Annotated in this window: 19 protein-coding genes and 2 pseudogenes; 8 read left to right on the top strand and 13 right to left on the bottom strand. The window is 66.3% G+C overall.

The features are described from left to right. Positions 1 to 223: 223 nt before the first annotated feature. The 4 genes and pseudogenes from P7D22_RS09815 to P7D22_RS09800 all read right to left on the bottom strand — a co-directional run bounded on the left by P7D22_RS09815 (position 224) and on the right by P7D22_RS09800 (position 2899). Positions 224 to 1427, bottom strand: a pseudogene (locus tag P7D22_RS09815) (IS91 family transposase). A 15-nt stretch (positions 1428 to 1442) separates the two neighbouring features. After that, the gene (locus tag P7D22_RS09810) at positions 1443 to 1841 is read right to left on the bottom strand and encodes a tyrosine-type recombinase/integrase (protein WP_319934044.1); all 399 of its coding nucleotides are present in this window, start codon (positions 1839 to 1841) and stop codon (positions 1443 to 1445) included. Beyond that, positions 1835 to 2299 (bottom strand): tyrosine-type recombinase/integrase, encoded by a 465-nt coding sequence (locus P7D22_RS09805; RefSeq protein WP_319934043.1) that lies wholly within the window; start codon positions 2297 to 2299, stop codon positions 1835 to 1837. Before P7D22_RS09805 ends, P7D22_RS09810 begins: the two co-directional genes overlap by 7 nt. A gap of 246 nt (positions 2300 to 2545) precedes the next feature. Then, complete coding sequence (locus tag P7D22_RS09800; protein ID WP_319934042.1) at positions 2546 to 2899, bottom strand: winged helix-turn-helix transcriptional regulator; 354 nt, start codon at positions 2897 to 2899, stop codon at positions 2546 to 2548. Positions 2900 to 3055: 156 nt separating this feature from the next. Here P7D22_RS09800 and P7D22_RS09795 point away from each other — a divergent pair, with 156 nt between their 5' ends. Next, the gene (locus P7D22_RS09795; protein ID WP_319934041.1) at positions 3056 to 3955 is read left to right on the top strand and encodes an alpha/beta fold hydrolase; all 900 of its coding nucleotides are present in this window, start codon (positions 3056 to 3058) and stop codon (positions 3953 to 3955) included. Between the two features lie 417 nt (positions 3956 to 4372). Then, on the top strand, positions 4373 to 5167 hold the full coding sequence (locus P7D22_RS09790) for an alpha/beta fold hydrolase (protein WP_319934040.1): 795 nt from the start codon (positions 4373 to 4375) through the stop codon (positions 5165 to 5167). Positions 5168 to 5346: 179 nt separating this feature from the next. On the opposite strand, the gene P7D22_RS09785 is transcribed toward P7D22_RS09790, so the two are convergent. From P7D22_RS09785 to recD2, 5 genes and pseudogenes are all read right to left on the bottom strand, one after another. Then, entirely contained in the window at positions 5347 to 6243 is an 897-nt protein-coding gene (locus tag P7D22_RS09785) for an alpha/beta fold hydrolase (protein ID WP_319934039.1), read from the bottom strand. A 186-nt stretch (positions 6244 to 6429) separates the two neighbouring features. After that, a pseudogene (gene tnpC / locus P7D22_RS09780) lies at positions 6430 to 8058 on the bottom strand (IS66 family transposase). A gap of 44 nt (positions 8059 to 8102) precedes the next feature. Then, positions 8103 to 8450, bottom strand: a complete 348-nt coding sequence (tnpB, locus tag P7D22_RS09775; protein ID WP_319934038.1) for an IS66 family insertion sequence element accessory protein TnpB — start codon at positions 8448 to 8450, stop codon at positions 8103 to 8105. Then, positions 8447 to 8887: a hypothetical protein gene (locus P7D22_RS09770; protein WP_319934037.1), complete on the bottom strand. Its 441-nt coding sequence runs from the start codon at positions 8885 to 8887 to the stop codon at positions 8447 to 8449. Before P7D22_RS09770 ends, tnpB begins: the two co-directional genes overlap by 4 nt. A gap of 119 nt (positions 8888 to 9006) precedes the next feature. Continuing rightward, on the bottom strand, positions 9007 to 11199 hold the full coding sequence (gene recD2 / locus P7D22_RS09765; protein ID WP_319934036.1) for an SF1B family DNA helicase RecD2: 2193 nt from the start codon (positions 11197 to 11199) through the stop codon (positions 9007 to 9009). A 147-nt stretch (positions 11200 to 11346) separates the two neighbouring features. Here recD2 and P7D22_RS09760 point away from each other — a divergent pair, with 147 nt between their 5' ends. Further along, positions 11347 to 12825, top strand: coding sequence for a DUF6880 family protein (locus P7D22_RS09760; protein ID WP_319934035.1), 1479 nt, complete (start codon positions 11347 to 11349; stop codon positions 12823 to 12825). Positions 12826 to 13087: 262 nt separating this feature from the next. Here P7D22_RS09760 and P7D22_RS09755 read toward each other — a convergent pair whose 3' ends face one another. The 4 genes from P7D22_RS09755 to P7D22_RS09740 all read right to left on the bottom strand — a co-directional run bounded on the left by P7D22_RS09755 (position 13088) and on the right by P7D22_RS09740 (position 18851). Further along, positions 13088 to 14086 (bottom strand): ABC transporter permease, encoded by a 999-nt coding sequence (locus P7D22_RS09755; RefSeq protein WP_319934034.1) that lies wholly within the window; start codon positions 14084 to 14086, stop codon positions 13088 to 13090. Positions 14087 to 14108: 22 nt separating this feature from the next. Continuing rightward, complete coding sequence (locus P7D22_RS09750; RefSeq protein WP_319934033.1) at positions 14109 to 16592, bottom strand: ATP-binding cassette domain-containing protein; 2484 nt, start codon at positions 16590 to 16592, stop codon at positions 14109 to 14111. A gap of 264 nt (positions 16593 to 16856) precedes the next feature. Beyond that, on the bottom strand, positions 16857 to 17717 hold the full coding sequence (locus P7D22_RS09745) for a sugar ABC transporter substrate-binding protein (RefSeq protein ID WP_319934073.1): 861 nt from the start codon (positions 17715 to 17717) through the stop codon (positions 16857 to 16859). Between the two features lie 492 nt (positions 17718 to 18209). Next, positions 18210 to 18851 carry a hypothetical protein gene (locus P7D22_RS09740; protein ID WP_319934032.1) on the bottom strand — a complete coding sequence of 214 codons (642 nt, stop codon included), beginning with the start codon at positions 18849 to 18851 and terminating at the stop codon, positions 18210 to 18212. Between the two features lie 147 nt (positions 18852 to 18998). Here P7D22_RS09740 and P7D22_RS09735 point away from each other — a divergent pair, with 147 nt between their 5' ends. The 5 genes from P7D22_RS09735 to P7D22_RS09715 all read left to right on the top strand — a co-directional run bounded on the left by P7D22_RS09735 (position 18999) and on the right by P7D22_RS09715 (position 24368). Further along, positions 18999 to 19472: a helix-turn-helix domain-containing protein gene (locus P7D22_RS09735; RefSeq protein ID WP_319934031.1), complete on the top strand. Its 474-nt coding sequence runs from the start codon at positions 18999 to 19001 to the stop codon at positions 19470 to 19472. A gap of 166 nt (positions 19473 to 19638) precedes the next feature. Beyond that, the gene (locus P7D22_RS09730; protein WP_319934030.1) at positions 19639 to 20610 is read left to right on the top strand and encodes a 3'-5' exonuclease; all 972 of its coding nucleotides are present in this window, start codon (positions 19639 to 19641) and stop codon (positions 20608 to 20610) included. Positions 20611 to 20613: 3 nt separating this feature from the next. Continuing rightward, complete coding sequence (locus P7D22_RS09725) at positions 20614 to 22545, top strand: AAA family ATPase (RefSeq protein ID WP_319934029.1); 1932 nt, start codon at positions 20614 to 20616, stop codon at positions 22543 to 22545. A 21-nt stretch (positions 22546 to 22566) separates the two neighbouring features. Next, entirely contained in the window at positions 22567 to 23058 is a 492-nt protein-coding gene (locus P7D22_RS09720) for a hypothetical protein (RefSeq protein ID WP_319934028.1), read from the top strand. Between the two features lie 935 nt (positions 23059 to 23993). Further along, positions 23994 to 24368: a recombinase family protein gene (locus P7D22_RS09715; RefSeq protein ID WP_319934027.1), complete on the top strand. Its 375-nt coding sequence runs from the start codon at positions 23994 to 23996 to the stop codon at positions 24366 to 24368. Positions 24369 to 24409 lie beyond the last annotated feature (41 nt).

Here is a 24409-nt window from a genome sequence, read left to right as displayed (position 1 = left end):
TCCGACGGCGGCGCGGACTGAGCGGTGTCGATTACGGTCGGCAGGCTGTCCGGCCTTATTTGTTGATGCACGACGAGCCGAAGGCCTCGAACACGACGCGTTATTGAGGTTTGAACTGGTCGCCAGGGGCGTCGGAGTCCTTGTTGAGGCGTGTCGGCCTGTGGCTCGGGATCGAGCAGACTGCGTTCCAGCCGATGCTTTGGTGAGATGTCGGGTAGGCAGGTCATGACGTGTCGACCTTGAACGACGAACCCGTGCCCGGCCGTGACGTGACGACCCTGCCGAGGATCTCGATCACGATCATGCGCCCGCCGCAGCAAGGGCACGGTGACGCCGGTGGTGACGCTTCGGCCTCTGGAGGAACACCGTCAGTCGGCGGCACGGCACCGAGTAGATCCCGGATGCGGGCGATGGCGGCTGCCCGGGTGGCGCTGGCAAGCAGGCCGTAGTGGCGGATGCGGTGAAAGCCGCGCGGCAGGACGTGGATCAGGAAGCGGCGGATGAAGTCGTCGGGTGCGAGCGACATGGTCTTCTGCCATGCAGCGCCCTTGCCCCGGGCCCGGTAGTCCTTCCAGCGGAAGGTCACGCTGGCCGCATCGCAGGCGACGAGCCGGCTGTTGCTGATGGCGACGCGATGCGTGTAGCGCGAAAGGTAGGCCAGCACCGCTTCAGGCCCGCCGAACGGGCGCTTGGCGTAGACGACCCACTCGGCCTTGCGCAGCGGTGCAAGGTGGGCCGCGAAGGCACGGCGGTCGGCGAGCCCGGCCTGCGCGCCGAAGAAGACGAGATGACCGGCCTCGTGCAGGGCCATGAGCCTGTCGAGGAATAGCCGGCGGAACAGGCGCGACAGCACCCGCACGGGGAGGAAGAAGCCGGGGCGGCAGGCGATCCAGCGGCTCCTGTCCGGCGACAGGCCGCCGCCCGGCACGATCATGTGCACATGCGGGTGGTGGGTCAGGGCCGATCCCCAGGTGTGCAGCACGGCGGTGAGACCGATGCGAGCCCCAAGGTGTTTTGGGTCGGCCGCGATCGTGATGGTCGTGTCGGCCGCCGTGCGGAACAGCAGGTCGTAGACCACGGCCTTGTTCTGGAACGCGATGTCGGCGATCGCCGCCGGCAGCGTGAACACCACGTGGTAGTAGGGCACGGGCAGGAGGTCGGCCTCGCGCGCCGCCAGCCACTCGCGTGCTGCCGAACCCTGGCACTTTGGACAGTGCCGGTTGCGACAGGAGTTGTAGCTGACGGCCGTGTGGTCGCAGTCCGTGCAGCGCGCGACATGGCCGCCGAGCGCCGCCGTGCGGCACGCCCGGATTGCCGTCATGACCTTGAGTTGGCCGAGGCTCAGGTGCCCGCGATGGCGTGCGACGAAGCCGTCGCCGTGCCGGTTCAGGACATCCGCGACCCTCGAGAGGAGGCCGCGCCACCATGGTGATGCGGCGCTGCTATGGAGGTGGTGGCGCCAGCAACGCGAGAGGGCTCTCGACCTCGCGGATCGTCTTCAGCGCCACCCGCGTGTAGAGGGCGGTGCTCTCGAGCTTCCGATGACCGAGCAGCACCTGAATGACGCGGATGTCGGTCTTGCGCTCGAGCAGGTGCGTGGCGAAGCTGTGCCGGAGCATGTGCATCGACACGCGCTTGTCGAGATGGGCGGCCGTGGCGGCGGCGCGGCAGGCCCGATCGAGCTGGCGCGTGGTGATCGGCTGAGCCGGCTGCTGGCCGGGGAACAGCCAGCCACGCGGTCGCTTCACGCGCCACCACTGGCGCAGGAGATCGAGCAAGTCGGGCGCCAGCATCACGTAGCGGTCCTTCCGCCCTTTGCCCTGCTCGACGCGGATCAGCATGCGGCGCTGTCGATGTCCGTGACCTTCAGGTGCGCGATCTCGGAGATGCGCAGGCCGTAGCCGTAGGCAACGCTCAGGGCGGCGCGGTACTTCAGGTCCGGCGCATGGGCAAGCAGCAGCGCAACCTCGGCGGGGCTGAGCACGACCGGCAGCCGCTCGGGCGTCGGGATGCGCGCCATGCGGTCGCCAAACCCCGGCCGGCTGAGCGTCACGTGGAAGAAGAACCGCAGCGCCGTGCTCGCCATGTTCATGCGTGAATAGCTTGCGCCCAGCGAGGCGAGATGCAGTTGATAGCGCCGGAGATCCTCGGGTTCGGCTCGGTCAGGCGGGCAGCCCAGGAAGGCCGTGAACTCGCGGACCTGCCGGATGTAATCACGCTGGGTGTGCGTGCCGAACTGCCGGATCATCATGTCTTCGATCATGCGGCGACGCAGCGGGCTGACGGCTTCGGTGCTCATCGGGGGCTCCTGTCCGAGACGGGTGAACCCCACGATCTTCAGACAGGCCCCGAGCGGCCGTTACTTCGTTCTCCCGACCTCGCCGACCCTACCGCGCGAGCGGTTTAGTTCGTTGGCGCATGTCAGCGATGGCAAACGGCTGAGAAGGGTGGATTTCGGTACGGCTGCTTTCGGGAGACACATGGCGATAGCTGCCATTGGAGGACAACGTCACGTTCTCAATCAGGGTGGTGTTTCGACAAACGTTCAGACGAGACGTTTCTTGTACAAATGCATATGGGCTTGGCCCCAGGAGTGCAGCTGAGCAATCACTGGCTCTAGGCTTCGCCCGAGAGACGACAGTGAATACTCGACCTTTGGAGGCACCTGCGGATAGAGCTTGCGATCGATCAAGCCATCCTCTTCCATCTCGCGGAGCTGGTTGGTCAGCATTCGGGGAGTAATATCAGGTAAGCGACGTTGTAGCTCGCTGAAACGCATTGTGTCCTCAAGAAGCAGATCGAGAAGGACGCACTTCCATTTTCCGTGGATCAGACCAACCGTTACCTCGACGGCGCAGGCCGGTACCCGGTCGAGATTTGCGTGTCGCAGCTTGGCCATGACCTGACGATATCCTTTTTGATAGTACCTACAAAACTTGTTCGTATGGCGCTTACCACGTCACAGCGTTAGCTACGACAACGGCGCTCGGTGCGGTCGTCGATCCGCTTGGGGCGGATTTCCTATTTCTACCTTTCAACTCTCGAAGGATCCGACATGCCAATCGATGCACTAGGCCGCACCATCTCAGGCGCCATTCATGATCGTATCGCAGTCAATGGCACGCATCTCCACTATGTGTCGCTCGGTACCAGCGGGTCGCCGATCCTGCTGGTCCATGGTTTTCCCGAGACCTGGTGGGCGTTCCACGAAGTGATGCCGGTGCTGGCCGAGCGGCACCGCGTCCACGCGGTCGATCTGCGCGGTTTCGGCGACTCCGACCTGGCCAACGACGAGTTTGACAGCAAGGTCGCCGCCGAAGACCTGCACCAACTCATCACGGCTCTCGGCAAAGGGCCGATGCACCTCGTCGCGCAAGACATCAGCGGCACGACCGCCTTTCGTCTTGCCGCCACGCACCCCGACGCCATCGCGAGTTTCACCGCCATCGAGATGGGCCTGCCCGGTTTTGGCATGGAAGCCTTCGCCGACGTGACCAACGGAGGTGCCTGGTACTTCGGCGTGATGGCCACACGGGGCATTCCCGACATGCTGCTGGCCGGCCGTGAGGCCGCCTTCGTGGGTGATTACATGTTCCCATCGATGTGCGCGGTGCCGGACGCGGTCGGTGAGGGCGATGTCGCAGAATTTGCCCGTACATACGCGCGGCCTGGTGGGTGGGACGGCGCAACCGGTCTCTACGCCTCGGTACTCAAGGAAGGCGAAAAGATCGTCGCGCTGGCGCAGTCCGATGCAATCCGAGTTCCGGTGCTAGCAATTGGCGCCGGTGGCGGACCGTTCACAGAACATACAATGAAGCGTGCAGCCCCCGGAACAGACGTTCGTTCGATCCAAATCGGCGGAGCCGGCCACTACGCTGCGATGGAAGCCCCCGAACGCGTGGCGGCCGCGATCCGCGACTTCGTCGGAGAAGTGGACGCGGCCCGCATCGCCTGACGGTCTGCGGTCGACGTCGTGAGGGTCGCGAAGTCAATTCCGCCGCTCGGGTGCCAGCGAGCTTGCACAATCCGGCGTTGTCGGACGTGTCGCCGGCGGTTCCGACCGCGCCGATTGTTCAGCCGTCCGCAACCTTTGAGAACGTCAGCTTACAGGCAGTCTCGATTGGCCTTTGAGTGGCGCAGAAGGGTCGAAGGCTGCAGGTCTACTTGGGCATACCAAAAACAGACTATGGCTGCAGCCAGTTTGGTTGGATATCTGCTGGTCCGCTTTCGGGCGGCAATGCATAAGACGACGTCACCACTGCGCCCGCCCTCGACCTGCTCAGACATCCACTCTGGTGAGGGCTATGGTACAAAAAGCATGTGTCATGATCGGCATGTAACATCTTCCACACGACGCGAAGCGAGGCCGCTGATGGCACAGGATGAGGGGTCTAAAACGCAGCACATCAATGTCGTCCGGACGGGACCACGCGGCGGCTCACCCATTTTGTTCATCCACGCGGTCAGCCTCGACCTTACTTGGTGGGACCACCAATTCTCAGCATTCGCCACCGACCACGATCTCGTTGCCTTCGATCTGCCGGGCCACGGCGTGTCGCCGAGCCTCGATGGTCCTTATACCTTCGATGCCCTGGCGACTGTCGCTGCGGAAGTGATCGCCGCCCTAGATACGGGGCCCGCGCACGTGGTGGGCATCTCGGTTGGCGGCATGGTCGCTCAAACCCTCGCGCTCGCGCGGCCCGACGTCGTACGTTCGCTGACGCTGGTCGCCACCCTCTGCACCCTGCCCGACCCAGTGCGCGAGGCGATGCGCGAGCGGGCGCGCGTCGCACGAGCGGATGGCATGGCAGCGCTCGTGTCCCCGACGCTGGAACGCTGGTTCCCGCCCGTGTTCCGGGCCGGCCGTCCCGACATGCTGGACCGTGCCGCTAAGAGCGTGCTGCGGCACGACCCGGTCGTCTACGCCGAGATGTGGGAGATGATTGCGGGCCTCGACCTAGAAGCACGCATTTCCACCATCGCCTGCCCGACGCTCGTGGTGGCCGGCGCGGAGGACGTGAACGCCCCGGTCGCCGCAGGACAAAGGATGGCTGACCTGATCCCGGGTGCCTCGTTGCACATCCTATCCGGCGTCGGGCACTTTCCTCCGCTAGAAGCGCCGCATGCCTTCAACGAGCGGCTGCGCGCCTATTTCGACAGCCAGTAAGTCGCGCTGCCCAGCGGCTACTTTCCAGGCCGAGCCGAAGTGGCCGGACGGCCGCCAAAGGACCGCTCACAGGACGGTACGATTGCCGTCCGCACGTCTGGCATGGGTCGATGTCGGCCGCATGTCCGACGCCAGGAAAGGTGGGAGGAGGTCGACAACGAAGTAAGTAGACGGTGCCGTTACTTTCTTGTTCCAGCTACCCAGTCCCGGACCATGAGAACCGCGTCGGCGAAATCCTGCGGCGCTTCCCACGGCAGGTTGTGCCCACACTGGACGATCCGATGCTCGTGCCGGCCGGTGAACATGGACGCGTGATCGGCGGTCCCGCCCGGCTTGAGCGGATCCTGCGTTCCGTCGATTGTGATGGCGGGAACCGTGATCAACGGCTTTCCCGCCAGCCGCGCCTCCAACGCGGCCAGCGCGGGATCACCGTCAGCTAGCCCGAAATCGAAACGGTAGGAGTGGATCACGACAGCAACGAAATCAGGATTGTCAAACGAAGCCGCCGTTCGTTCGAAGGTCGCGTCGTCGAACGCCCAATTCGGCGACCATTGTTTCCAAAGAATGCGGCACAGCTCGCGCCGGTTGAGCGACAGGCATTCACGTCCGCGCTCATTCTGGAACAGATGCTGATACCAGAGAAACTGCTCAAGATGTGGCGAATAAGCGTGTCCGAGCCGTTCCACGTCGATGATGTCGTATCCGGCATAGGAAACGAGACCGCTCACACGTTTCGGCCAAAGGGCCGATGCGACGCAGGAGGCGAGACCGCCCCAGTCATAGCCAGCGAGAAGGGCCTGCTCGATGCCAAGAGCGTCTAGTAAATCGATGACGTCATTGCCCAGTGCGGCCTGCTGGCCGCTACGCATCGTTGCGTCCGATAGAAACCGCGTCGGACCGAAGCCTCGCAGGTAAGGCATGATGACTCGCGCCCCGGCTTTCACCAAACGGGGCGCGACCTCATCATAGGCGTGAACGTCGTACGGAAAGCCGTGCGAGAGCACGACTGGCCAACCCTCGTCCGGACCAAGTGCCCGGTAGCCGATCCGGAGGGTGTCGGTATCGACTGTGTGCATGGAATCCTCTCAGGTCGGCGACCGACGGATACTTCGAGCGTCGGCTTACGGCAGCCTGGCACGGCGTCGGCAATAGCTGCAACGGGTCGGTTGCAGAACATCCGCTTCCGGACGGGCGTACGCATCCGGCCAGTACCGCAGATCCGGGCTACCGCGTCACTGTGATCCCGCTGAGGGTTTCGGCGGTCAGGCCGCGTGAGCCAAGGATGTGACGGGGTGGCTGGCCTTCCAGTTCCAGGGCAGCAGCTCGTTGAGGCGTTTGGCGGAGTGGTCCGGGAGGCGGGCGAGCACGTCGGCTAGCCAGGCCTGGGGATCGACTTCGTTGAGCTTGGCCGTTTCGATCAGCGTGTAGATGGCGGCGGCACGATGGCCGCCGGCGTCCGAACCGCAGAAGGTCCAATTGCGCCGGCCGATCGCAATGCCTCTCAGGGCGCGCTCGGCCGCATTATTGCTCAGACAGATCCTGCCGTCGTCGAGGAAGCGGGTGAAGGCCGTCCAGCGGTTCAGGATGTAACTGATGGCCTTGGCGACGTCGCTCTTGGCCGACAGCAGCGTCCGTTTCTCGCGGAGGAAGGTCCCAAGATCCTCGATCAATGACCTCGATTGTTCCTGGCGCACGGCCAGCCGCTCGGCGGACGCCAAGCCGTTGATGGTGCGCTCGATGGCGAAGATCTCGTCGATGCGGCGCACCGCCTCGATGGCAATGGGGGCCTTGGTGAGCTTGGCCAGGTCGAACAGCTTACGGCGGCCGTGGCTCCAGCACGCCGCCTCGAGGATGGGCGACGGCTTGCGTCGGCCGTCATACAGGTCGTTGTAGCCCGCGTAGGCGTCGGCCTGCATGATGCCGCCGTAGGTCGCCAGGTGCTCTCGCGGGTACTCCCCGGATCGGCTGCGCGAGTAGCGGAACGCCGCGGCCGGAGGGTCGGCGCCGCCGAACGGACGGTCGTCGCGCACGTAGGCCCACAATCGTCCTGTATCGGTTTTGCCTTTTGCCAGTACCGGCACCGTCGTGTCGTCCGCATGGATCCGCGCGGCGGCCAGCACGTGACGCCCGATCGCTTCCACGATGGGGGCGAGCGCCACCGCGCAGGCCCCGACACGGTCCGCCAACGTCGAGGTATCGATCGCGATTCCCTCCGGGGCGAAGGTGTCGCTCTGTCAGTTCAACGGCTGGTGCAGCATGAACTTGGACACCAGCACGCTCGCCAGCAGGTTCGGACCGGCGAAGCCGCGTGGGATCGAGTGGGACGGCGCCGGCGTCTCGGTCACGGCCTCGCAGTCGCGGCACGTCATCTTCTCGCGCACGTGCTCAACGATCTTCCAGCGCCGCGGCTCGCACTCCAGCGTGCGCGACACCGCCTCGCCGAGCTTGCGCAGCCGCGCTCCGCCACACCTGCCGCAGGCGCAGGGGACCGGGTAGACGACCCGCTCCACCGGGAGGTTCTCGGGCAGCCTCAGTCGGGACAAGCGCGGAGCACGGCGTTCGCGTGCCGCGGCCGCCAGCTCGGGCGCGGCGATGTCGGCCTCGGCTTCCGCCGCACCCTGGCTTTCCTCGATGTCCGCGATGGCCAGTTCGAGTTGCTCGACGAGGAGCCTGCCGCGTTCGGACGACGGGCCGTACTGCTCCCGGCGCAGCTTGGCGATCAGGAACTTCAGCTTCTCGGACTCTAACCGCCGGATCAGGGCTTCGCCGCGCAGCGACACGATCATCGCATGGGCGAAGAAGCCTTGGGACCATAGCCTGCGCAGCAGGCTAGGGAAGGCGACTGAGGGGCTGGCGAGGTCGGACGGGAGCGGATCAGCGGGTGTCGTCACCCCGCGATCAGATCACAACCACCTGCCGCCGCAAGCCTTTTTGGCTATCCAGCTTGCGACGGACGCCAGGTCTGCTGCGGGTTCCGCCAGTCGATCCCCTCGACCAAATAGGCGAGTTGGGCGGCCGAGATGGAGATTGCCCCGTCGCTCGCCGACGGCCAGACGAAGCGGCCCCGATCCAGCCGCTTCATGAACAGACAGCCGCCCTGGCCGTCATGCCAGACGATCTTGACCAGGTCCGACCGGCGTCCCCGAAAAACGAACAGGTGACCGCAGAACGGGTCTCGCCCGAGCACCTCCTGCACCAGCAGCGACGGGCCGCCAATCCCCTTGCGCATGTCGGTGTGGCCGGTCGCCAGCCACACCTTGGCGCCGCTCGGCAGCGGGATCACCGATGGTCCAAAGCATCGAGAACGCGCTGCAGCGCGTCACCGTCGACATCGCAGCCAACCCGCAGGCGGCGTCCCTGCGACAGCTCGATCTCGATCAGCCCGGCCGACCGCCTCGGACGTGGTGCAACCGATGGCGCTGGCGTCGGTAGTGCGGGAAGCGGCGCGACGATCTCGACCGGCATGAGGGCGGGCACGCCCCGGCCCAACAACCCCTCGCGCGCCAGGCGACGCCACCCGAACACCAGGCTGGCGCTCACCGCATTCCGTCGGGCGGAGCTGGCCAGGGGCCACGCCATGCGCAGCATGGTGGGGTGGACAGCGGAGGGCACCTCGGCCACCCGCGTACCCGGAACAAGCGTCTCCTCGACGATCCGGGCCTTCTCGTCATCCGACCACTGACGCCGACGCTCCACCCCGCTCAGAACCTCAACCCGCATCGACCTGATGACCTTTAGGCTAGCCGTAAGCCCATAAGGTCGGCTCCACGCCCGTCATCACGCAAGGCGGCCTTCATCGGATGCGTACGGACGGGCAGCCAACTTCCGTTTATGGCGCATCATGCTACGCGGTAGAGCCATTCTTTCAGCTTCGACCAGCGCCGCCGTGCCCCGCCGTTCTTAACCGCGATGGCGACCGCCCTGCGCTGCCCGACTAGCACGACGAGCTTCTTGCCCCGGGTCACCCCCGTGTAGAGGAGGTTGCGAGCGAGCATAGCGTAGTGCTGGGTCATGACCGGGATCACCACGGCCGGGTACTCCGAACCCTGGCTCTTGTGAATGGTAGTGGCGTAGGCCAGCACGAGCTCGTCCAGTTCGCCGAACGGGTAGGACACCTCGCGACCATCGAAGGTCGCGACGAGCTCGCCAGCCTCCTGGTCTATCCGGCTCACGAGGCCGAGGTCGCCGTTGTAGACCTCCCGGTCGTAGTTGTTCTCGACCTGCATGACCTTGTCGCCCGGCCCGTAGGTCCAGCCGAACCGCTCGACCCGACCCTCGCCCGGCGGATTGAGCGCTGCTTGCAACGCGACGTTGAGCGCCCGCGCCCCGACGCCGCCGCGGTTCATAGGGCACAGCACCTGGACGTCGCGGATGGCATCAAGCCCGAATGCGCAGGGAATGCGGTCGCGCACCATGGTGATCAGCTTGGCCACGGCCTGCTCGGGATCGGCAGCGTCGACCAAGTGGAAGTCGGAGGCCGCGCCGGCCGGGGCCGCCTCGGGCATCTGGCCCTGGTTGATCCGGTGCGCGTTGACGATGACGCGGCTCGGGGCCGCCTGACGGAACACCTCCGTGAGCCGCACGACCGGCACGGCAGCCGAAGCGATCACGTCGCCGAGCACCTGCCCAGGGCCGACGGAGGGCAGCTGGTCGACGTCGCCCACCAGCAGCAGCGCCGCCCCGTCAGGCAGCGCGCGCAAGAGGGCCCGCATCAGCGGCACGTCCACCATGCTGGTTTCGTCCACCACCAGCAGTTCGCAGTCGAGCGGGTTCTGCTCGTCACGGCGGAATCCGCCGTTCTTGGGGTCGGTCTCGAGCAGCCGGTGGATGGTCTTGGCCTCCACCCCGGTGGTCTCGGTCAGGCGCTTGGCGGCCCGGCCCGTGGGTGCGCACAGGGCGACCTTGACGGCCTTGGCCACGAGCGCCCGCAGGATGGAGTTCACCAGCGTCGTCTTGCCCACGCCCGGGCCGCCGGTGATCACTAGCACCTTGCTCGACAAGGCCAGTCGCAGCGCCCGCCGCTGGCTGTCGGCCATGGTGATCCCAGCCCGCGTCTCAAGCCACGGGATCGCCTTGTCGGCGTCGATCTCCGGCCAGGGTAGCCGGCCGGTGGACAAGGTACGGAGTCGCTCGGCGATGGCCTGCTCAGCCCGGTAGAGACCGGCGAGGAAGATGCAGCGTCGATCACCGACGGTGTCGGCCACCACGGTCCCTTCCGCCAACTCAAGCTCCAGCGCCGTCGCGATCCGCGCAGGCGGCACCTCGATCAAAGCCGCCGTGAGCTTCACGAGCTCGTCTTCGGGCAGCCCGCAATGCCCCTGGTCCATGGCTTCGGCCAGCCCGTAGGACACGCCCGCGCGGATGCGGATCATGGCGTCCTTGTCGATGCCCACCTTCATGGCGATCTGGTCGGCGGTGCGGAAGCCGATGCCGCGGATGTCGCGTGCGAGCCGGTAGGGATTGTCGCTGATGACCTGAACGGCCCCGGCGCCGTAGGTCTTGTAGATCCGCACCGCCCGCGAGGTGCCGACCCCGTTGGCGTGCAGGAACAGCATGATCTCGCGCACGACCTTCTGCTCGGCCCAGCCCGCGACGATGCGCCCGGCGCGCTTGGGACCGATGCCGCCGACCTCCCGCAGTCTCCCGGGTTCCTGTTCGATGACGTCGAACACGGCGTCGCCGAACGTCTGTGTGAGCCGCTTGGCGTAGGCCGGACCGACGCCGCGGATCATGCCCGACGCGAGATACTTCTCGATGCCCTCGAGCGTGGTGGGTGGGCTCGCCTTCAGGAAAGCGGCCCGGAACTGCATCCCGTGCTCGCGGTCCACCGTCCAGGCACCCGACGCGACCACGAACTCGCCGGCCGCGATCAGGGCGGCGTGGCCGATGACGGTCACGAGATCCCGCTGCCCGCGCGCCTTGACGCGCAGCACGCAGAAGCCGTTGTCCGGGTTGTGGAACGTGACCCGTTCCACAAGGCCGGCGAGGTTCTCCATGCCGGGCTGACGCTCGGGGAGGATGGGGGCCGTCATCGGTCCAATGTCGCATGAGCGACGGGCGACGCAAGCATCGCGTCATCCGGCGCTATCACGCCGACAGGAGGTTCTGCTTACCCGAGCTCTTCTTGCTACACGCCCGTGGCTTTAAGTTGTGACCGATCTTCAGTGGAGGCCAGCAGCATGGCGCGAAAGACGGCGCTGACGAGCGAGAACCTAGCCGCGCTCGGCGCCGAGCGGCTTGCCCGGCTCATCCTGGACGAGGCAGGACGCAACACGGCGTTCAAGAAGCTCGTCACGGCCGCGCTTGCGGGCGCGCAAGGCCCTAAGGCCGTGGCCTCTATTGTCGACAAGCGCCTGGCCGGGCTCGCCCGCGCCCGGGGCTTCGTGGATTGGGACAAGCGCAAGGCCTTCGCGGCCGACCTGCGGGCGACGCTGAACACCATCAAGGACGAGCTCGGGGGCGCCGACCCGAGCGCCGCGGCCGGTCGCCTGATCCGCTTCCTGATCCTGGCAACGGGCGTGTTCGAGCGCGTCGACGACTCCTCCGGGTTCATCCAGGTCATCTTCCACGACGGGGCCTACGCCGTGCCGGAGCTCGTAGCTAGGATGCCGGAAGACGGCAGGGTCGCGCTGGTCGAGTCCCTCGTCGCGCCTCTCTGCACGGACGACTACGGCCTGATCGACGCTGCGGTGCACAGCACCATCCCGCTGCTGCCTCCCGCCGGGCTCGCCGCCATAGACACGCTGCTGACCACGGCTGCGGAGGAGAAGGACGGTTCATCGAACACAACGCAGGACTGGAGTCGAACCAGCCGGCGCGACCGCCTCGTCCGGGCCCGTCAGGCGATCGCCGATGCGCGGGGCGACGTGGATGCCTTCATCACCCTGGACCGCGAACGTCCGGACGGACGGCAGGACACGATGGCCGTCGCGGATCGGCTGCTCGCGGTCGGTCGGGTACCCGAAGCCCTGGATTGGGTGCGCCGACCGGTTCGCCGCGGTCTCCGGGCGATGACGAAAGCCGACCTGGCCGATGCGACCACAGGGACCGACCTCCAGGACCGCGAGCGGGTTCGGCTGGAGATCCGCATCCTCATGGCACTCGGGCGCAAGGACGAGGCCCAGGGCCTGCGCTGGCGAACGTTCGAAGCGCTGCTCGATGTCGAGATCCTGCGAGACTACGTGGCCCACCTCGGCGACTTCGAGGAGTTCGACGCGCTCGAGCGTTCATTCGCCTACGTGACTGCACATGCCGATGGGTACCGCGCCCTCGCGTTCTTCCTGACCTGGCCTCGGCTGGAGCATGCCGCGACGCTCGTCGTGGAGCGCCGCGACGCCTGGGCCGGGCAGCACTACGGCTTGCTGCTTCCTGCGGCGCAGGCCCTCGAGGACGGTTACCCCGTCGCAGCGACGGTGCTCTACCGCGCGCTGCTGGACGACATCCTCACGCGGGCACGCTCACCGGCCTACGGCCATGCGGCGCGCTACCTCGCCAAGCTCGAGGAACTCGGGGCTTGCGATCTCGCCACCGCGGGTTTGACCGAGCATGAGGCCTATCGCGTCGGGCTGCGTCGGTCCCATGGGCGGAAATCTGGGTTCTGGAGCCTCATCGAAGGCAGCCGGGCGGACGACATCCGGAGGAGTGGAACGGTACACTAGCCGATGCGTGCAGGCGCCTGACCCGCGTCCGCCGCGGCGCCGATGACTTCACGGCCCGAAGCGCGGATCGCGGCCGCGACGGCGTCGACCTTGCTGCCGTCTCGTCTGGGCACGACGACCGTTGTGCCTCCCTTGTGGGGAGTCCGTGCGCGATCCTTCCCAGAGACCCTGACTGCTTGCCGTGACGATGCACGCCGGACCTTCGATCCGTCCCGTGCCGCCCGCCCCGTAACCCCAAGTCGGGGCGGTCCGAGCCCCTCGATCACGCCGTGTCCGGCTCCGCCCGCCCGGACTTCAGGGAGTCGACGTACATGGCGACGAAGATGATGATCCCCGTGACGAGCCTGTACGCGAAGGGGTTGGCGCTCATCTGGTTGAGACCGTTCTCCATCACCTCGAAGGTGAAGGCGCCGAGGATGACCCCCGGAACGATGGCGCCGATGCCGCCGAAGAGGCTGATCCCACCGACCACGACGATCGCCACGGCCGTGAACTCGGCACCCGTCCCGAGGAAGTTGGTGAAGCCACCGACCTGGAGGGACGTCATCAGGCCCCCGAGGCTCGCGAGGGTCCCGGAGATCACGAAGGAGAGGAACGACACGAGTCGTACGGGCAGGCCGATGCGCGTCGCGACCTCCTCTCCGTTTCCGATCGCGTTGAGGTAGCGGCCGTACGGCGTCCTGACGTGGACGAGGTGGACCAGGAGGACGACCGCCGCGGCGAGGAGGATGTCGACGAAGACCGGGCCGATGGTCAGGTTCCCGAGCGCCCTCACGGCGGGGGCGAACTCGACCGAGTTGCCGCCCGAGACCAGGAAGCCCAGCCCCCGGAGCGCGATCATCGTGCTCAGCGTCGCTATGAGGGAGTTGATGCCCATCCCGACCACGATGATCGCGTTCAACGCCCCGAGCAGCGCGCCGCAGAGCAGGACGGCCACGAACGCCAGCGGAGCGGGCACGTGCAGCGCGTTCATCAGGAAGGAGCCGACCGCCATCGAGAGGAGCGCGACGGATCCGACGGAGATGTCGAGCTTGCCCGAAAGCACGACCACCGCCATCCCCGCGGCGATGACCATGATCGGCGCCATCGTGTGAAGCATCGCGATCACGTTGTCGATCGTCGCGAAATGGTTCGTCGACAGCGCGAAGAACAGGAAGATCAGGACGAGCACGCCCACGAAACCGTGCTCGAGCGTCGCCGCGCGCAGCCGTTTCGACCGAGACAGGATGGCGGGCGGGAGTCCGGAGGTGGTGTCCGTCATGGATCCGTTCCCATCTGCATGATCATGCCGCGACCGTCGACGGCGTCCCGGATGCCGCGTCGAGCAGATCGTCCCGGGTCGCGTCTCCTGGATACTCCGCCACGATCGCTCCCCGACTGATGACGAGGTAGCGGTCGCAGACCCGCATCAGCTCTTCGAGCTCCGAGGACACGACCAGGACCGACGCTCCCTCCCGTGCGAGCTGCACAGTCAGCTTCAGGATCTCGGTCTTGGCCGACACGTCGAGGCCGCGTGTTGGCTCGTCGAGAAGGAACAGGGGGGGCGTGGTGGCGAGCCACCGGCCGAAGACGACCTTCTGCTGATTGCCGCCACTCAGCGTGCGCACGGGCTGGGAGAGACGCGCGACCTTGATCCGAAGGCGCGAGACGAGGTCGTCCGCGAGCGATCGCTCCGCGCTCGGCCTGATCAGCCGCAACCTGCCCAGGAGCCTTCCAAGGCTCGCGAGGGTCAGGTTACTCTCGACGGGAAGGGGAAGGATCAGTCCCTCGCCCCGCCTGTCCTCCGTCACGAACCCCGTCATGCGATGAAGCTGCGCAGGCGTCACCGGCTCCAACGTGCCGCCGACGGCGACCCTGATCTCGCCCGAGTCCTTGGCGTCGAGGCCGACGAGGGACCGGAGCAGCTCCGTCCGGCCGGACCCGAGCAGTCCCCACAAGCCGACGATCTCGCCGGGGCGGAGGTCGAAGTCGACGTTCCTGACCGCGGCACCACGATTGAGTCCGCGGACCCGGAGGAACGGCTCCCCGGTGAACCGTGCGGGAGCCTTGATCCGCTCCCCTTGCTCGACGTCGCCGAGCATCAGCCAGACGAGGTCCGGAGACGTGTAGTCCCCCACGGCCCCGGTCCCGACCACCTCGCCGTTCCGCATGACCGTGATCCGGTCGCAGAGTTGGAACATCTCGTCCATGAAGTGCGTGATGTAGATGATCGCTGCGCCGCCCTTCCGGAGGGCGCGGATGATATCGAACAACCGTTCCCGTTCCCGCGAGGTCAACGACGACGTGGGTTCGTCGAAGATGACGATCGCCGGGTTCCGCACCAGGACGCGCGCGATCTTCACCAGCTGTTGGTCACCCGTGCTGAGGCTGCCCAACCTCGTGGCGGGCGAGAACCTCGCGCCCACGCGCTCCAGGAGGGCCCTGGCTCTCTCCTCCATGAGGTCGCGATCCACCAGCGGGCCGCGCGTCGGCAGGTCGGCGATGAAGATGTTCTCCGCCACCGTCATCGACGAGAGCACGTTGAGTTCCTGGTGGACGAATGCGATCCCGTTCGCGATGGAGTCGCGCGGACCTTTGAGTTCGACCGGACGTCCGTCGATGAGGATCTCCCCGGCGTCCTTCATGACGACCCCGCCGAGGACGTTCATCAGCGTGCTCTTGCCTGCACCGTTCGCGCCCAGCAACGCGTGCACCTCTCCGCGGTTGACGCGAAGCTCGGCGCCGTCGAGCGCGAGGACCCCGGAGAAGCGCTTGGTGATGCCTTTGAGGTGAAGGTAGGCCCCGCTCACGACTTCACCCGCATGACGGCCCGGTCCAGACTGATGAAGGCGATGATGGCGACGCCCTTCACGACGAGGTTGACGAAGTAGGACACGCCGAGCTGGTTCAGGCTGTTGCTGATCAGCGTGATGACCAGGGCGCCTCCGACCGCGCCCAGCGGACCGCCGGCCCCGCCGTAGATGCTGATGCCCCCGAACGACGCACCCGCTGACGATGTCGAGCACGACGCCGTCGTTCCCGACGTTGGCCGATGCGGATCCGAGGCGCGCCGTCAGCATGACGCCGGCACATCCCGCGAAGAATCCGGAAAGGGCGTAGCTCTGGAAGATCACCCGTCGGACCGGGATCCGGGCCACCCTCGCCGCCTTCGGGTTGTACCCGACGGCACGCAGCGAGCGGCCGAACACGGTGCTCGACATCAGGATCGCGGCGGCGATGGCGATCACCCCGAGCATGATCACCGGGATCGGGATGCCGGCGGGGCGCCAGAGGAAGAAGTCGGTGTAGGCGTCAGGCAGTCCGCTGACGCTCTGCGAGTTCGTCAGCCAGACGGACGCGCCCGAGACCACCGTCATCGTCGCGAGTGTCACCACGAACGGCGTCATGCCGCGGAACGCGATCGCCAACCCGTTGAACGACCCTATGATCGTGGCCACCAGCATGATGATGGGGAGACCGACGGCGGGATCGCCGCCCGACTTCATGTAGGCCGCCCCGAGGATCGACGCGAAGGCCTTGGTGGCCGGCATCGAAAGGTCGATGCCGCCGCTGATCATCACGAACGACATTCCGATGGCGAAAACGCCCAGGGAAGACGTCTGGATCAGGATGTTGATTAGGTTGTTGTAGCGGAGGAAGGTCGAGCCGAAGTGAGACATGCCGACGAGGATCGTCGCGCTGAGGATCAGGATCACGATCGGGTAGATCAGGCCGGGCGGAAGTCTGAGGCCCCACGTTATTCCCGGTGCGGTGTCGGTCGTCGTCATGCGTCGTCACCGCCGAATGGATCAAAACGAAAGAGAGGGGATTCCGGACGGGTGTGCGGGATCTTGCGCAGAGGGCCACCACATCACATGCGGTGCGCGTCATGGCGAACCGGTTCCAAGACGATCATGATGATCGCCCCGTCGGCGCTCCCGGAAACTGCGCCTCGGGCACCCCGACGCAGGGCCCGAGACAGCCTCTCCGCCGGGCGTGGATCGGAGGCATGGTCGACGGCACGTTCCGCACGTCGACCACGCGCTCCCGCGTCAGTCGCGCGACCAGAGGTTGGGCAGCGTCTTGATGTTCGCCGGCGTCGCCTCGCGCCCCTTGATGAGGCAGTCCGGGGCGCACGCGACCTTCTCCTTCTTGGCTACGTCGACGGCGACGCCGATCGCTTCCTTGGCGAGCACGTCGGCGTCATACGTCATGGCCACGTCGAGGTAGCCCGCCTCCAATGCCTTGACCGCCACGGGCTGAACGTCGAGCGAGGCGATGTAGACGTGCTTCGGATCCCCGTCCGGTGCCCAGCGGCCGACCGTCTCGAGAGCGGACTGGACGGAGGACAGGGCGAAGTCGCTGGCCAGGAAGAGGCAGGTGGCGTCGGGATGCGCGCGCATCGCGTTGACCGTGCCCGAGCGGAAGATCTCCGGGTTCCAGTTCGTCGGAATGGTCTGCAGCGTCTCGATCGCGCCCTTGAGGCCGGCCAGCCAACCCTCGTGACGATTATGCCCGTTCACGTCCGTCAGCGCGCCCTCGAGTTCGATGCACTTTCCGGGAACGTTCTTCGACTTCAGGAGCGCGGCGAGGGCGACGGCCGCGTTCTTGGCGTCGTTGAAGCCGTCACCGCCAACGTGCGCGAGGGGCTTGGCGTCGCCGGGCGGGTGGTCGAAGGTGACGAACGGGATGTCGGCAGCCTTGGCGGCTTTGATCGATGCTCCGATCGTGCCGCTGTCGGCGGCCCGGGCGATGATCATGTCCACGCCCTGGTTGATCAGGTCCTCGATGTTGGCCGCCTGGCGCGTCGGGTCGTTGTCGGCGACGTTGACCACCCACTTGAAGTTGATCCCGTCGGCCTTGCCCTGCTTATCGGCCTTGGCGCGGAGCGCCTCCTCCCACTTGTAGACGATCGGGTTCTCCTTCTCGCTCCAGGAGAGTCAGGTGGTGAAGTCCTTGGCAAATGCCGATGAGCTTGAGAGCGCTAGGATGGCAGCGCCGCAGACTTGGCCGAACTTGTTCATCTGTCACCTTCACGAACGACATGCGCGAGCCGCGACAACGTCGGGAAGGGACGACTACCGGGCACAAATATATTGATATACCGATGCGTTGGGGGTCAATGACCCTGGCGACGGGGTTCGCCTAAGCGGTAGTCAATGGCTGCATCATCTTCGTGCGCCGGTGTTGGAACGAGGTGCATCCCCGGCCACGCAACCGTGGGGAAGACGTATCCGGGCTGAGGTTCGCGAGGTTTACCACTGGGCCAAGGCAGGTTGGCGGGGAAGGACCAAGTTCCCGCGTTAGCTTCGTGCAGGCGATGCTCCCAAGTGATCACCGACGTCGAATGGTCTGTCCGTGCGATGCCGTACGACCGGGCCGCCGACACGGAAGAAACGTTCTCGTCACCGTGCCAAATCGCAGCCCCGGGCGATCGGCGTTCCGCCTCTATCGAGTCTGGAGCGCACGATCAGGCCATCGAGCGCCAGCGCGGCGCAACCAGCCACCTGGGCCAGATCCCTCCGCCGGAACCTGTACACGTCGTTGACCAGCGCGAACCGGCTTGAACCGGTGGCGCGCGAATAGCGCGAACCGGGTTCCCGTGCCCGCCCCGACCTGTGTCTCCGACGTACTTCCGTTGGAAGACGAGCCACGCTGTCGAAGCGGACGTCGTACATCGCAAGCCCGAACAGTTGGTCGAGGTCGCGAACGGTGGCTCCGGGGGGCAACGCGACGCGGAGCACGCCATCCCTCAGCGACACGCCAGGCGGGAGTGCGCAACCTCCCATCCAGCCACCGTCCATGCGCACGACCGAATACGCGAGGTCGGCCGGCGAGTGCGAACCGAGCTGGAACGGAGTTGGGTGACCCTCCGGCCCGGTGACCCACGCTCCGTGTTGGGAGGCCGTCAACCTTCTCGCATGGCGCTCCGGATCCTCGGTGACCGCGAGCACGGCGACCGGGAACCCAGTTGCCATGCCGATGGCGCTCGTGATTCCGGAGCGGAACGCCGCTATCGATACCTGGGGAGGTTGATCGGCGAACATCGGGGTCCCTTCCACTCGCGCGCCGGCGAAGGACGGCAGCCGCTGCAATTAATTAAATCCCAAGGTGCAAAATATATCACTGGAGCGTGATTTATCAACATGTCTCAAACAAGATCGTTTGATATGTTTGCGACCGATGATTACGACATGCCGATGAGCATGAACCGTGACCAGCTGCGTGCAGCCCGCATCCTCCTGCACCTGCGCCAGGAACAGCTCGCGTCGGAGGCCAACATGGGCGTCGCCACGCTGCGGCGTTACGAGGGTGGCCACGAGATCAGCGCCTTGCGCCTCAAGGCCCTGCGGGAGGCGATCGAGAGGGCCGGGGCCGTCCTGATCTCCGGCGAGGTCGGCGACATCGTCGCGGCGACCGGGATCGGGGTGGCGCTCCTCCCGAGGGATCAGCTTCCGGAAGTGACCCGCAAGAGGCTGGAGGACGACGCGAAGAAGCCTTTAAAGTGTGGGACCGAGGAAGGTGCGTCGGAGGAAGAGCCGCGGGGCGAACTCGGATCCTCGGGAGGCTTGGTGCGGCGAAAGCGCGGACGGCCCCGGAAGTCGCCGGTACCTCCGGCGGAGCTGGACGTCGCGTCCCCTGACGATGCCGCGGGAGCCGAGGACTGACCAGGGTCCATTCCGCGTCGGGGATGCCCCTGATCGACTGGGGCACGCTGGACTGCCTTCCCGCAGACCGACCGCAGGAAGAAACAGGTGCCTGGAATAGTTTAAAACATATCACTTGAGTTGTTTTATGAGGTGCTCCACATGTCTCCTCGACTGGGAGGGTGACGTGGACGCAACGATCGGCAAATGCAGCGAGGCCCACCGCGCCATCGCGTCTGGGGCATCCCCCTATCCGCGCCATCATCTCAGGCATCCCTCGGCGATGGAGTGCCTCGCGGGTGTGCTCGAGCGGAGCGGGGGCTTCAGGGTGCTCAGGCGTCTCGACGTGGCACTCGCGCCCCTGCCGGACGAGGTCGAGCACCGCCTGGCCTTGTTCGTGGACGTCGAGACCACCGGGCTCGACCCCCGCGTCGACGGAATCATCCAGCTCGCGTGCGTGCCGTTCGGGTATGACCCGGAGGGGCGCGTCACCGCGGTGTACGAACCCCTCGAACAGCTCCGCGATCCCGGCACGCCCATCCCGGCGGAGATCACCCGCCTGACGGGGATCGACGACGACATGGTGCGGGGCAGGGCGATCAACGTTTCGTCCGTCGAGTCCCTCGTCTCCCGGGCCGCGTTGGTCGTGGCTCACAACGCTGCCTTCGACCGTAGCTTCCTCGAGCGTTTGATACCCGGCTTCGCGCAGATGCCATGGGCCTGCTCCATGACGGATCTTCCTTGGCGGGAGGAGGGCGCCACGACGCTGAAGCTCGAGGTGCTCGCCCTCCAGGCGGGATTCTTCTATGAGGCGCACCAGGCGCTGAACGACTGCCTCGCCGCGGTCGAGCTCCTGCGCCGGCCGCTGCCGCTGACGGGACGCGGCGCGATGGCCGAACTGCTGCGCAGCGCCCGGCGCGAGACGGCCAGGATCACGGCCGTCCGGGCACCCTTCGAGCGGAAGGACCTGCTGAAGCGGCGTGCCTACCGCTGGCGCGAACCGGCGGGAGGCGACGGGCCGAAGGCCTGGACGATCGAGATCGCGTCGGAGTCGCTCGAGGAGGAGCTCCGCTACCTGCGCGAGGAGGTCTACGGGACGCCGTTCGATCCGCCGGTCGTCCGCCTGACCGCCTACGACCGCTACTCCGATCGGGTCTGAGCCATGGGCGGCCCCAGAGAAACCTCCTCCGTTCGCGACCTGCTCCGCCCGTACTCCGACGTCCTGGTCGATGCGACGTCCTCCGACGCGATCGGGCGTGGATGGCGGAGGGTCGCCGCTGACCTGTTCTCCGCCTGGGCCCGCGTTCTGCGCGGCACGCCGGGCGCTCGTCTCAGCGTCAAGGCTTTGACCGAGAGGGCGGGGGGCCTGTCCATCGTCTGCGATCTGGAGGAGGGGGGCCCCCCCGCTGACGTCGACATGACCGAGGTCAGACGCCTGCAGCACGCGGCAGAGGAAGTGGCGCTGCGGACCTGCGACCGCTGCGGACGTCGCGGCATCCTGCGCGTCGTCAGCGATGGCTCGTTCGCGGTGCGCTGCGACCAGCATGCCGACGCCGTCATTCCCCGCGTGCTCAGGGCTTCGTCCGTCATGACGGGGGAGATCGTCGAAAACCTTCTGTGCTCTCATGGGGATTGGCTCGTCAGCGACGGAGCGCCCACGGAGGTGCCGAAAGGCTGGGTTGGGCTTCTGACGGACACCCTCGCGCGACTGCGGAGGCTCCCGAGGGGCGGGGCCTTCCGCCTGCTCGGGATGCGTGCGGTGTTCGGACGCCTGGAGATCCGGCTCGAGCACGACGTCGAGCATCTCGACCTCAACCAGTACCTAGACTGGCGCGCCGCGTTGTTCGGCCTGGGTGACGCGGCGCTATTCACCTGTGACGTCTGCGGGGCTCCCGGACGCGTCAGGCCGACCGACCAGGGCGTGCCGGCGCCCCGCTGCGACGCTCACGATGACTATCACCGTTGGCCCTCCGTCCAGTGGGCCGCGCCGACCAGGAACGAGGATCCCCTGGTCGTCATCACCTCGGCGCGACCGCAGTGGTCGGTCGACGCGCTTCGCACCGCCGCGAAGCCGCCCGCGACCGTCACTGGACCGCCCCCCTCTCGGGACGCGCTCGCGCTCTACGACGTCCGTGACGTCGCCACTGCCCTGGGTCTCGCGAACGACGAACACGGTGATCCGCAAGGGTCGAACGCTTCACCGCGAGACACCGAGCATCAAGCCCGCCTGAGGCGGATCCTCGAGCGCGGTGACGCGGGGCGGTGGCGTCGCATGGCGATGCCCACCCGCGACATGATTGATCGCCTCGATGCGCTCGCTCGTCGCGCTCCGCACCTGCACGAGCTCTCCTCGACCTTGCGCCGCCACCTCGGTGCGGCGATGCACATGGAACTGCCCATCAGCATCCCGCCACTCCTCGTGCTCGGCGAGCCCGGCATCGGCAAGACGTGGTACCTCACCGCTCTTTCCGGCGTTCTCGGGGTCCCGTTCCGCGCTCACCCGATGAGCGGCGCCTCGCATTCCGATGGGGTGGCGGGTGCCGACCCCGTGTTCCGGAACGCGCAGCTCGGGTTGGTCGCCAAGAGCCTCCTTGGTGAGGAAGTCGCGAACCCTCTCATCTTCATCGACGAATTCGACAAGGTACCGCCCCTCGCGGGCTTTGACGATCTGTACAGGCCCTACTACGGCCTGCTCGAGCCGATCGGCGCGCGTCGCTTCGTGGACGCCTTCCTCGGGTTTCCCATCGATGCCTCTAAGACGCTGTGGATCTTCGCGGCCAACGACCTGGCCGGTGTTCCGGCGCCGATCCTCAGCCGTCTGACGGTCATCACCGCCCGGGCGCCCGACGCCGGGCAACTCGTGGCGGTAGCCGAGAGCGTCTACGCGGACGCCAACCGTCAGCGCCGGGACTTCTTCCCGGAGGAGCCTTCCGCCGCGCTGACGGCGAGCCTGGTCGACATGGGTCCGCGGTCGATGAGGCAGGCCATCGAGCACGCCATGACGGTGGCTGCATCGGAGGGGCGGCGCGACCTGCGCGTCGCTGACCTGCCCGCACCATCCTCGCTCAGCCGGCCGAGGATGGGTTTCGTCTGACCTGGGGAGCACGGAGTGGATATGCGTATGCATTCGAGCATTGCACTGGTTCGGCGTCTGCGGACGGCACGTCGGGAGCGGTTGGTGTCACGCGCGGCGCTCCTGCTCGCGGCGATGCCCGCGGCCGCCGCCGTGGAGGTCACGTCGGGCTGCCTGGACGTGGCGACGAGGTCCGGCCGCGTCGTGAGATTGCGGTTCGACGTGACGGTGGTCCTGACGACGGGTGCGCGGGTGGGCGTCGCGGTGGCACCCAGTGCCTCGGTCGCGAAGCTCGTCGACTGGCCCGCCAGGGTCGAGCCGCCCGTGATACGGGCCTGCGTCCCGCGCACGATCGTCGGTATGTCGCGCCGGTCCATTCTGGAGGGCCTCGGGGACGTCGTCCGCCTCGGGATCGCAGACTGCCTGACAGGGTACACACGACCAAGCGCGTCCCATGCGGGCGAGGGCCGTCTGAACCCCGATCGACGCGCGCTCGACCGACCATCCGAAAGGCATGATGCGCAAGACCTCTAGGGCGACACGTGCGGAGCCCGGAGAGACGGGAGGCGGTTGTGTCTTATGCCCGTGAGGCGCTTGCGTCCGCAACCTGAGCGGCATGGTCCGCTCTAGGCGAGCCTCAACGACCACATCTCCGTGGCGCGCTTTCGGATTGCTGCGCGGGTCTCTCCCAGCTTCCGCGCGACCCTGAGGTTTTCAACTGCGGCGAGGCAGTCGTCCGCAGCATCTCGCAATGGAAGTGATTTCTGATGATGCCCAGGTATAGCCCGACCATCCCGGAGAACCGGCGCCGATGCGACCTGGTGCCTGCCCCTTACGCCTTCGAACTGCGTCGGAAGGCGCTGTTCGTCGCCGTAAGCGCGAGCTCCGCTCTGCCACTGGCACCGGCTAACCACAATGAGTAACGACGATGACAGCACTTCGCCGGTCCCTGCCTCGGATTCGATCCGGGATCGAATTATCGACCTCCACTTGCACCTACACTGCCTTGAATTCGTCGAGGCTGTCGCTGCGTGGCATGCTGGGCACCTTGCGGCTACGCCGCCGGAGCTATGGGCCAGGAACGACGGGTGCGACTGGACCTATGCGTGCCCCGCAGAAGCCGCAGGTGACAACACCAAGGGTGACGGCAACGAATGGTAGACGCTGTTCAGCTTCGGCGGACTGCTGTCGGTTCTTTTGGCCCTCGCGCTAAAGTACGTGCAGATTGGGGCCGCCCCTATTCCTGGAGGCTTTTATCTGACGTGGGCGCGTAATTTGAACGTGGCCATTTACTGGCGAGTCACGCCCTCCAGACATCATCAGTGCAGTGCTGAAAGTTTAGTCGAAGGACTGCGGCGTCTTCGTGGTGCGATGGAACTTTTGACGATCGGCCGCAAGGGCTCTCAATGATGTGTGCTCCCAATGACCCCGATCCAGCTAGGCTTCCCTCCTGGAGCGACTGCAAGGAGATGGTCGAGCGCGACGAAGGGGCCGAAGATGTCGTTCGACTGCTCTTTCCCGTCGCGCCGGAACCGGCGGGCAAGAAAGGGCGTCTCCGAGTCGCGATCTACGCGCGCTTCTCGTCAGAGAGGCAGCACGAACGAAGCATCGAGCGGCAAGTCGAGCTATGCCTCGCATTGATCGAGCGTTTGGGTCTCGTCTTGGTGGCGACTTATGAGGACCGGGGTAAGTCAGGCCGGACCATGGCTGGCCGGCACGAACTGCATCGAGCGCTCGCAGATGCGAAGTCGGGTTTATTCGACATCCTCATGGTCGAAGATGTCGACAGACTAGCGAGGAGGCAGTCCGACGCTCACCTTATAAAAGAGCGCCTAGTGCACTGACGCGCACAGAGGATTCACAGGACGCTGGGCTCGTGCGAGTC

Source organism: Lichenihabitans sp. Uapishka_5 (assembly GCF_033947565.1).
In the GTDB taxonomy this organism is placed as follows: Bacteria; Pseudomonadota; Alphaproteobacteria; order Rhizobiales; family Beijerinckiaceae; genus Lichenihabitans.
This window is presented reverse-complemented; position numbering and strand designations above follow the sequence as displayed.

Bases quoted from the DNA above. Each gene is read 5' to 3' on its own strand.
- P7D22_RS09720 (WP_319934028.1), top strand. From the start codon at position 22,567: ATGCGTATGCATTCGAGCATTGCACTGGTTCGGCGTCTGCGGACGGCA.
- P7D22_RS09800 (WP_319934042.1), bottom strand. From the start codon at position 2,899: ATGGCCAAGCTGCGACACGCAAATCTCGACCGGGTACCGGCCTGCGCC.
- recD2 (WP_319934036.1), bottom strand. From the start codon at position 11,199: ATGACGGCCCCCATCCTCCCCGAGCGTCAGCCCGGCATGGAGAACCTC.
- P7D22_RS09795 (WP_319934041.1), top strand. From the start codon at position 3,056: ATGCCAATCGATGCACTAGGCCGCACCATCTCAGGCGCCATTCATGAT.
- P7D22_RS09750 (WP_319934033.1), bottom strand. From the start codon at position 16,592: ATGACGACGACCGACACCGCACCGGGAATAACGTGGGGCCTCAGACTT.
- P7D22_RS09790 (WP_319934040.1), top strand. From the start codon at position 4,373: ATGGCACAGGATGAGGGGTCTAAAACGCAGCACATCAATGTCGTCCGG.
- P7D22_RS09715 (WP_319934027.1), top strand. From the start codon at position 23,994: ATGGTCGAGCGCGACGAAGGGGCCGAAGATGTCGTTCGACTGCTCTTT.
- P7D22_RS09740 (WP_319934032.1), bottom strand. From the start codon at position 18,851: ATGTTCGCCGATCAACCTCCCCAGGTATCGATAGCGGCGTTCCGCTCC.
- P7D22_RS09735 (WP_319934031.1), top strand. From the start codon at position 18,999: ATGCCGATGAGCATGAACCGTGACCAGCTGCGTGCAGCCCGCATCCTC.
- P7D22_RS09770 (WP_319934037.1), bottom strand. From the start codon at position 8,887: ATGCGGGTTGAGGTTCTGAGCGGGGTGGAGCGTCGGCGTCAGTGGTCG.
- P7D22_RS09760 (WP_319934035.1), top strand. From the start codon at position 11,347: ATGGCGCGAAAGACGGCGCTGACGAGCGAGAACCTAGCCGCGCTCGGC.
- P7D22_RS09810 (WP_319934044.1), bottom strand. From the start codon at position 1,841: ATGCTGATCCGCGTCGAGCAGGGCAAAGGGCGGAAGGACCGCTACGTG.
- P7D22_RS09805 (WP_319934043.1), bottom strand. From the start codon at position 2,299: ATGAGCACCGAAGCCGTCAGCCCGCTGCGTCGCCGCATGATCGAAGAC.
- P7D22_RS09725 (WP_319934029.1), top strand. From the start codon at position 20,614: ATGGGCGGCCCCAGAGAAACCTCCTCCGTTCGCGACCTGCTCCGCCCG.
- P7D22_RS09785 (WP_319934039.1), bottom strand. From the start codon at position 6,243: ATGCACACAGTCGATACCGACACCCTCCGGATCGGCTACCGGGCACTT.
- P7D22_RS09755 (WP_319934034.1), bottom strand. From the start codon at position 14,086: ATGACGGACACCACCTCCGGACTCCCGCCCGCCATCCTGTCTCGGTCG.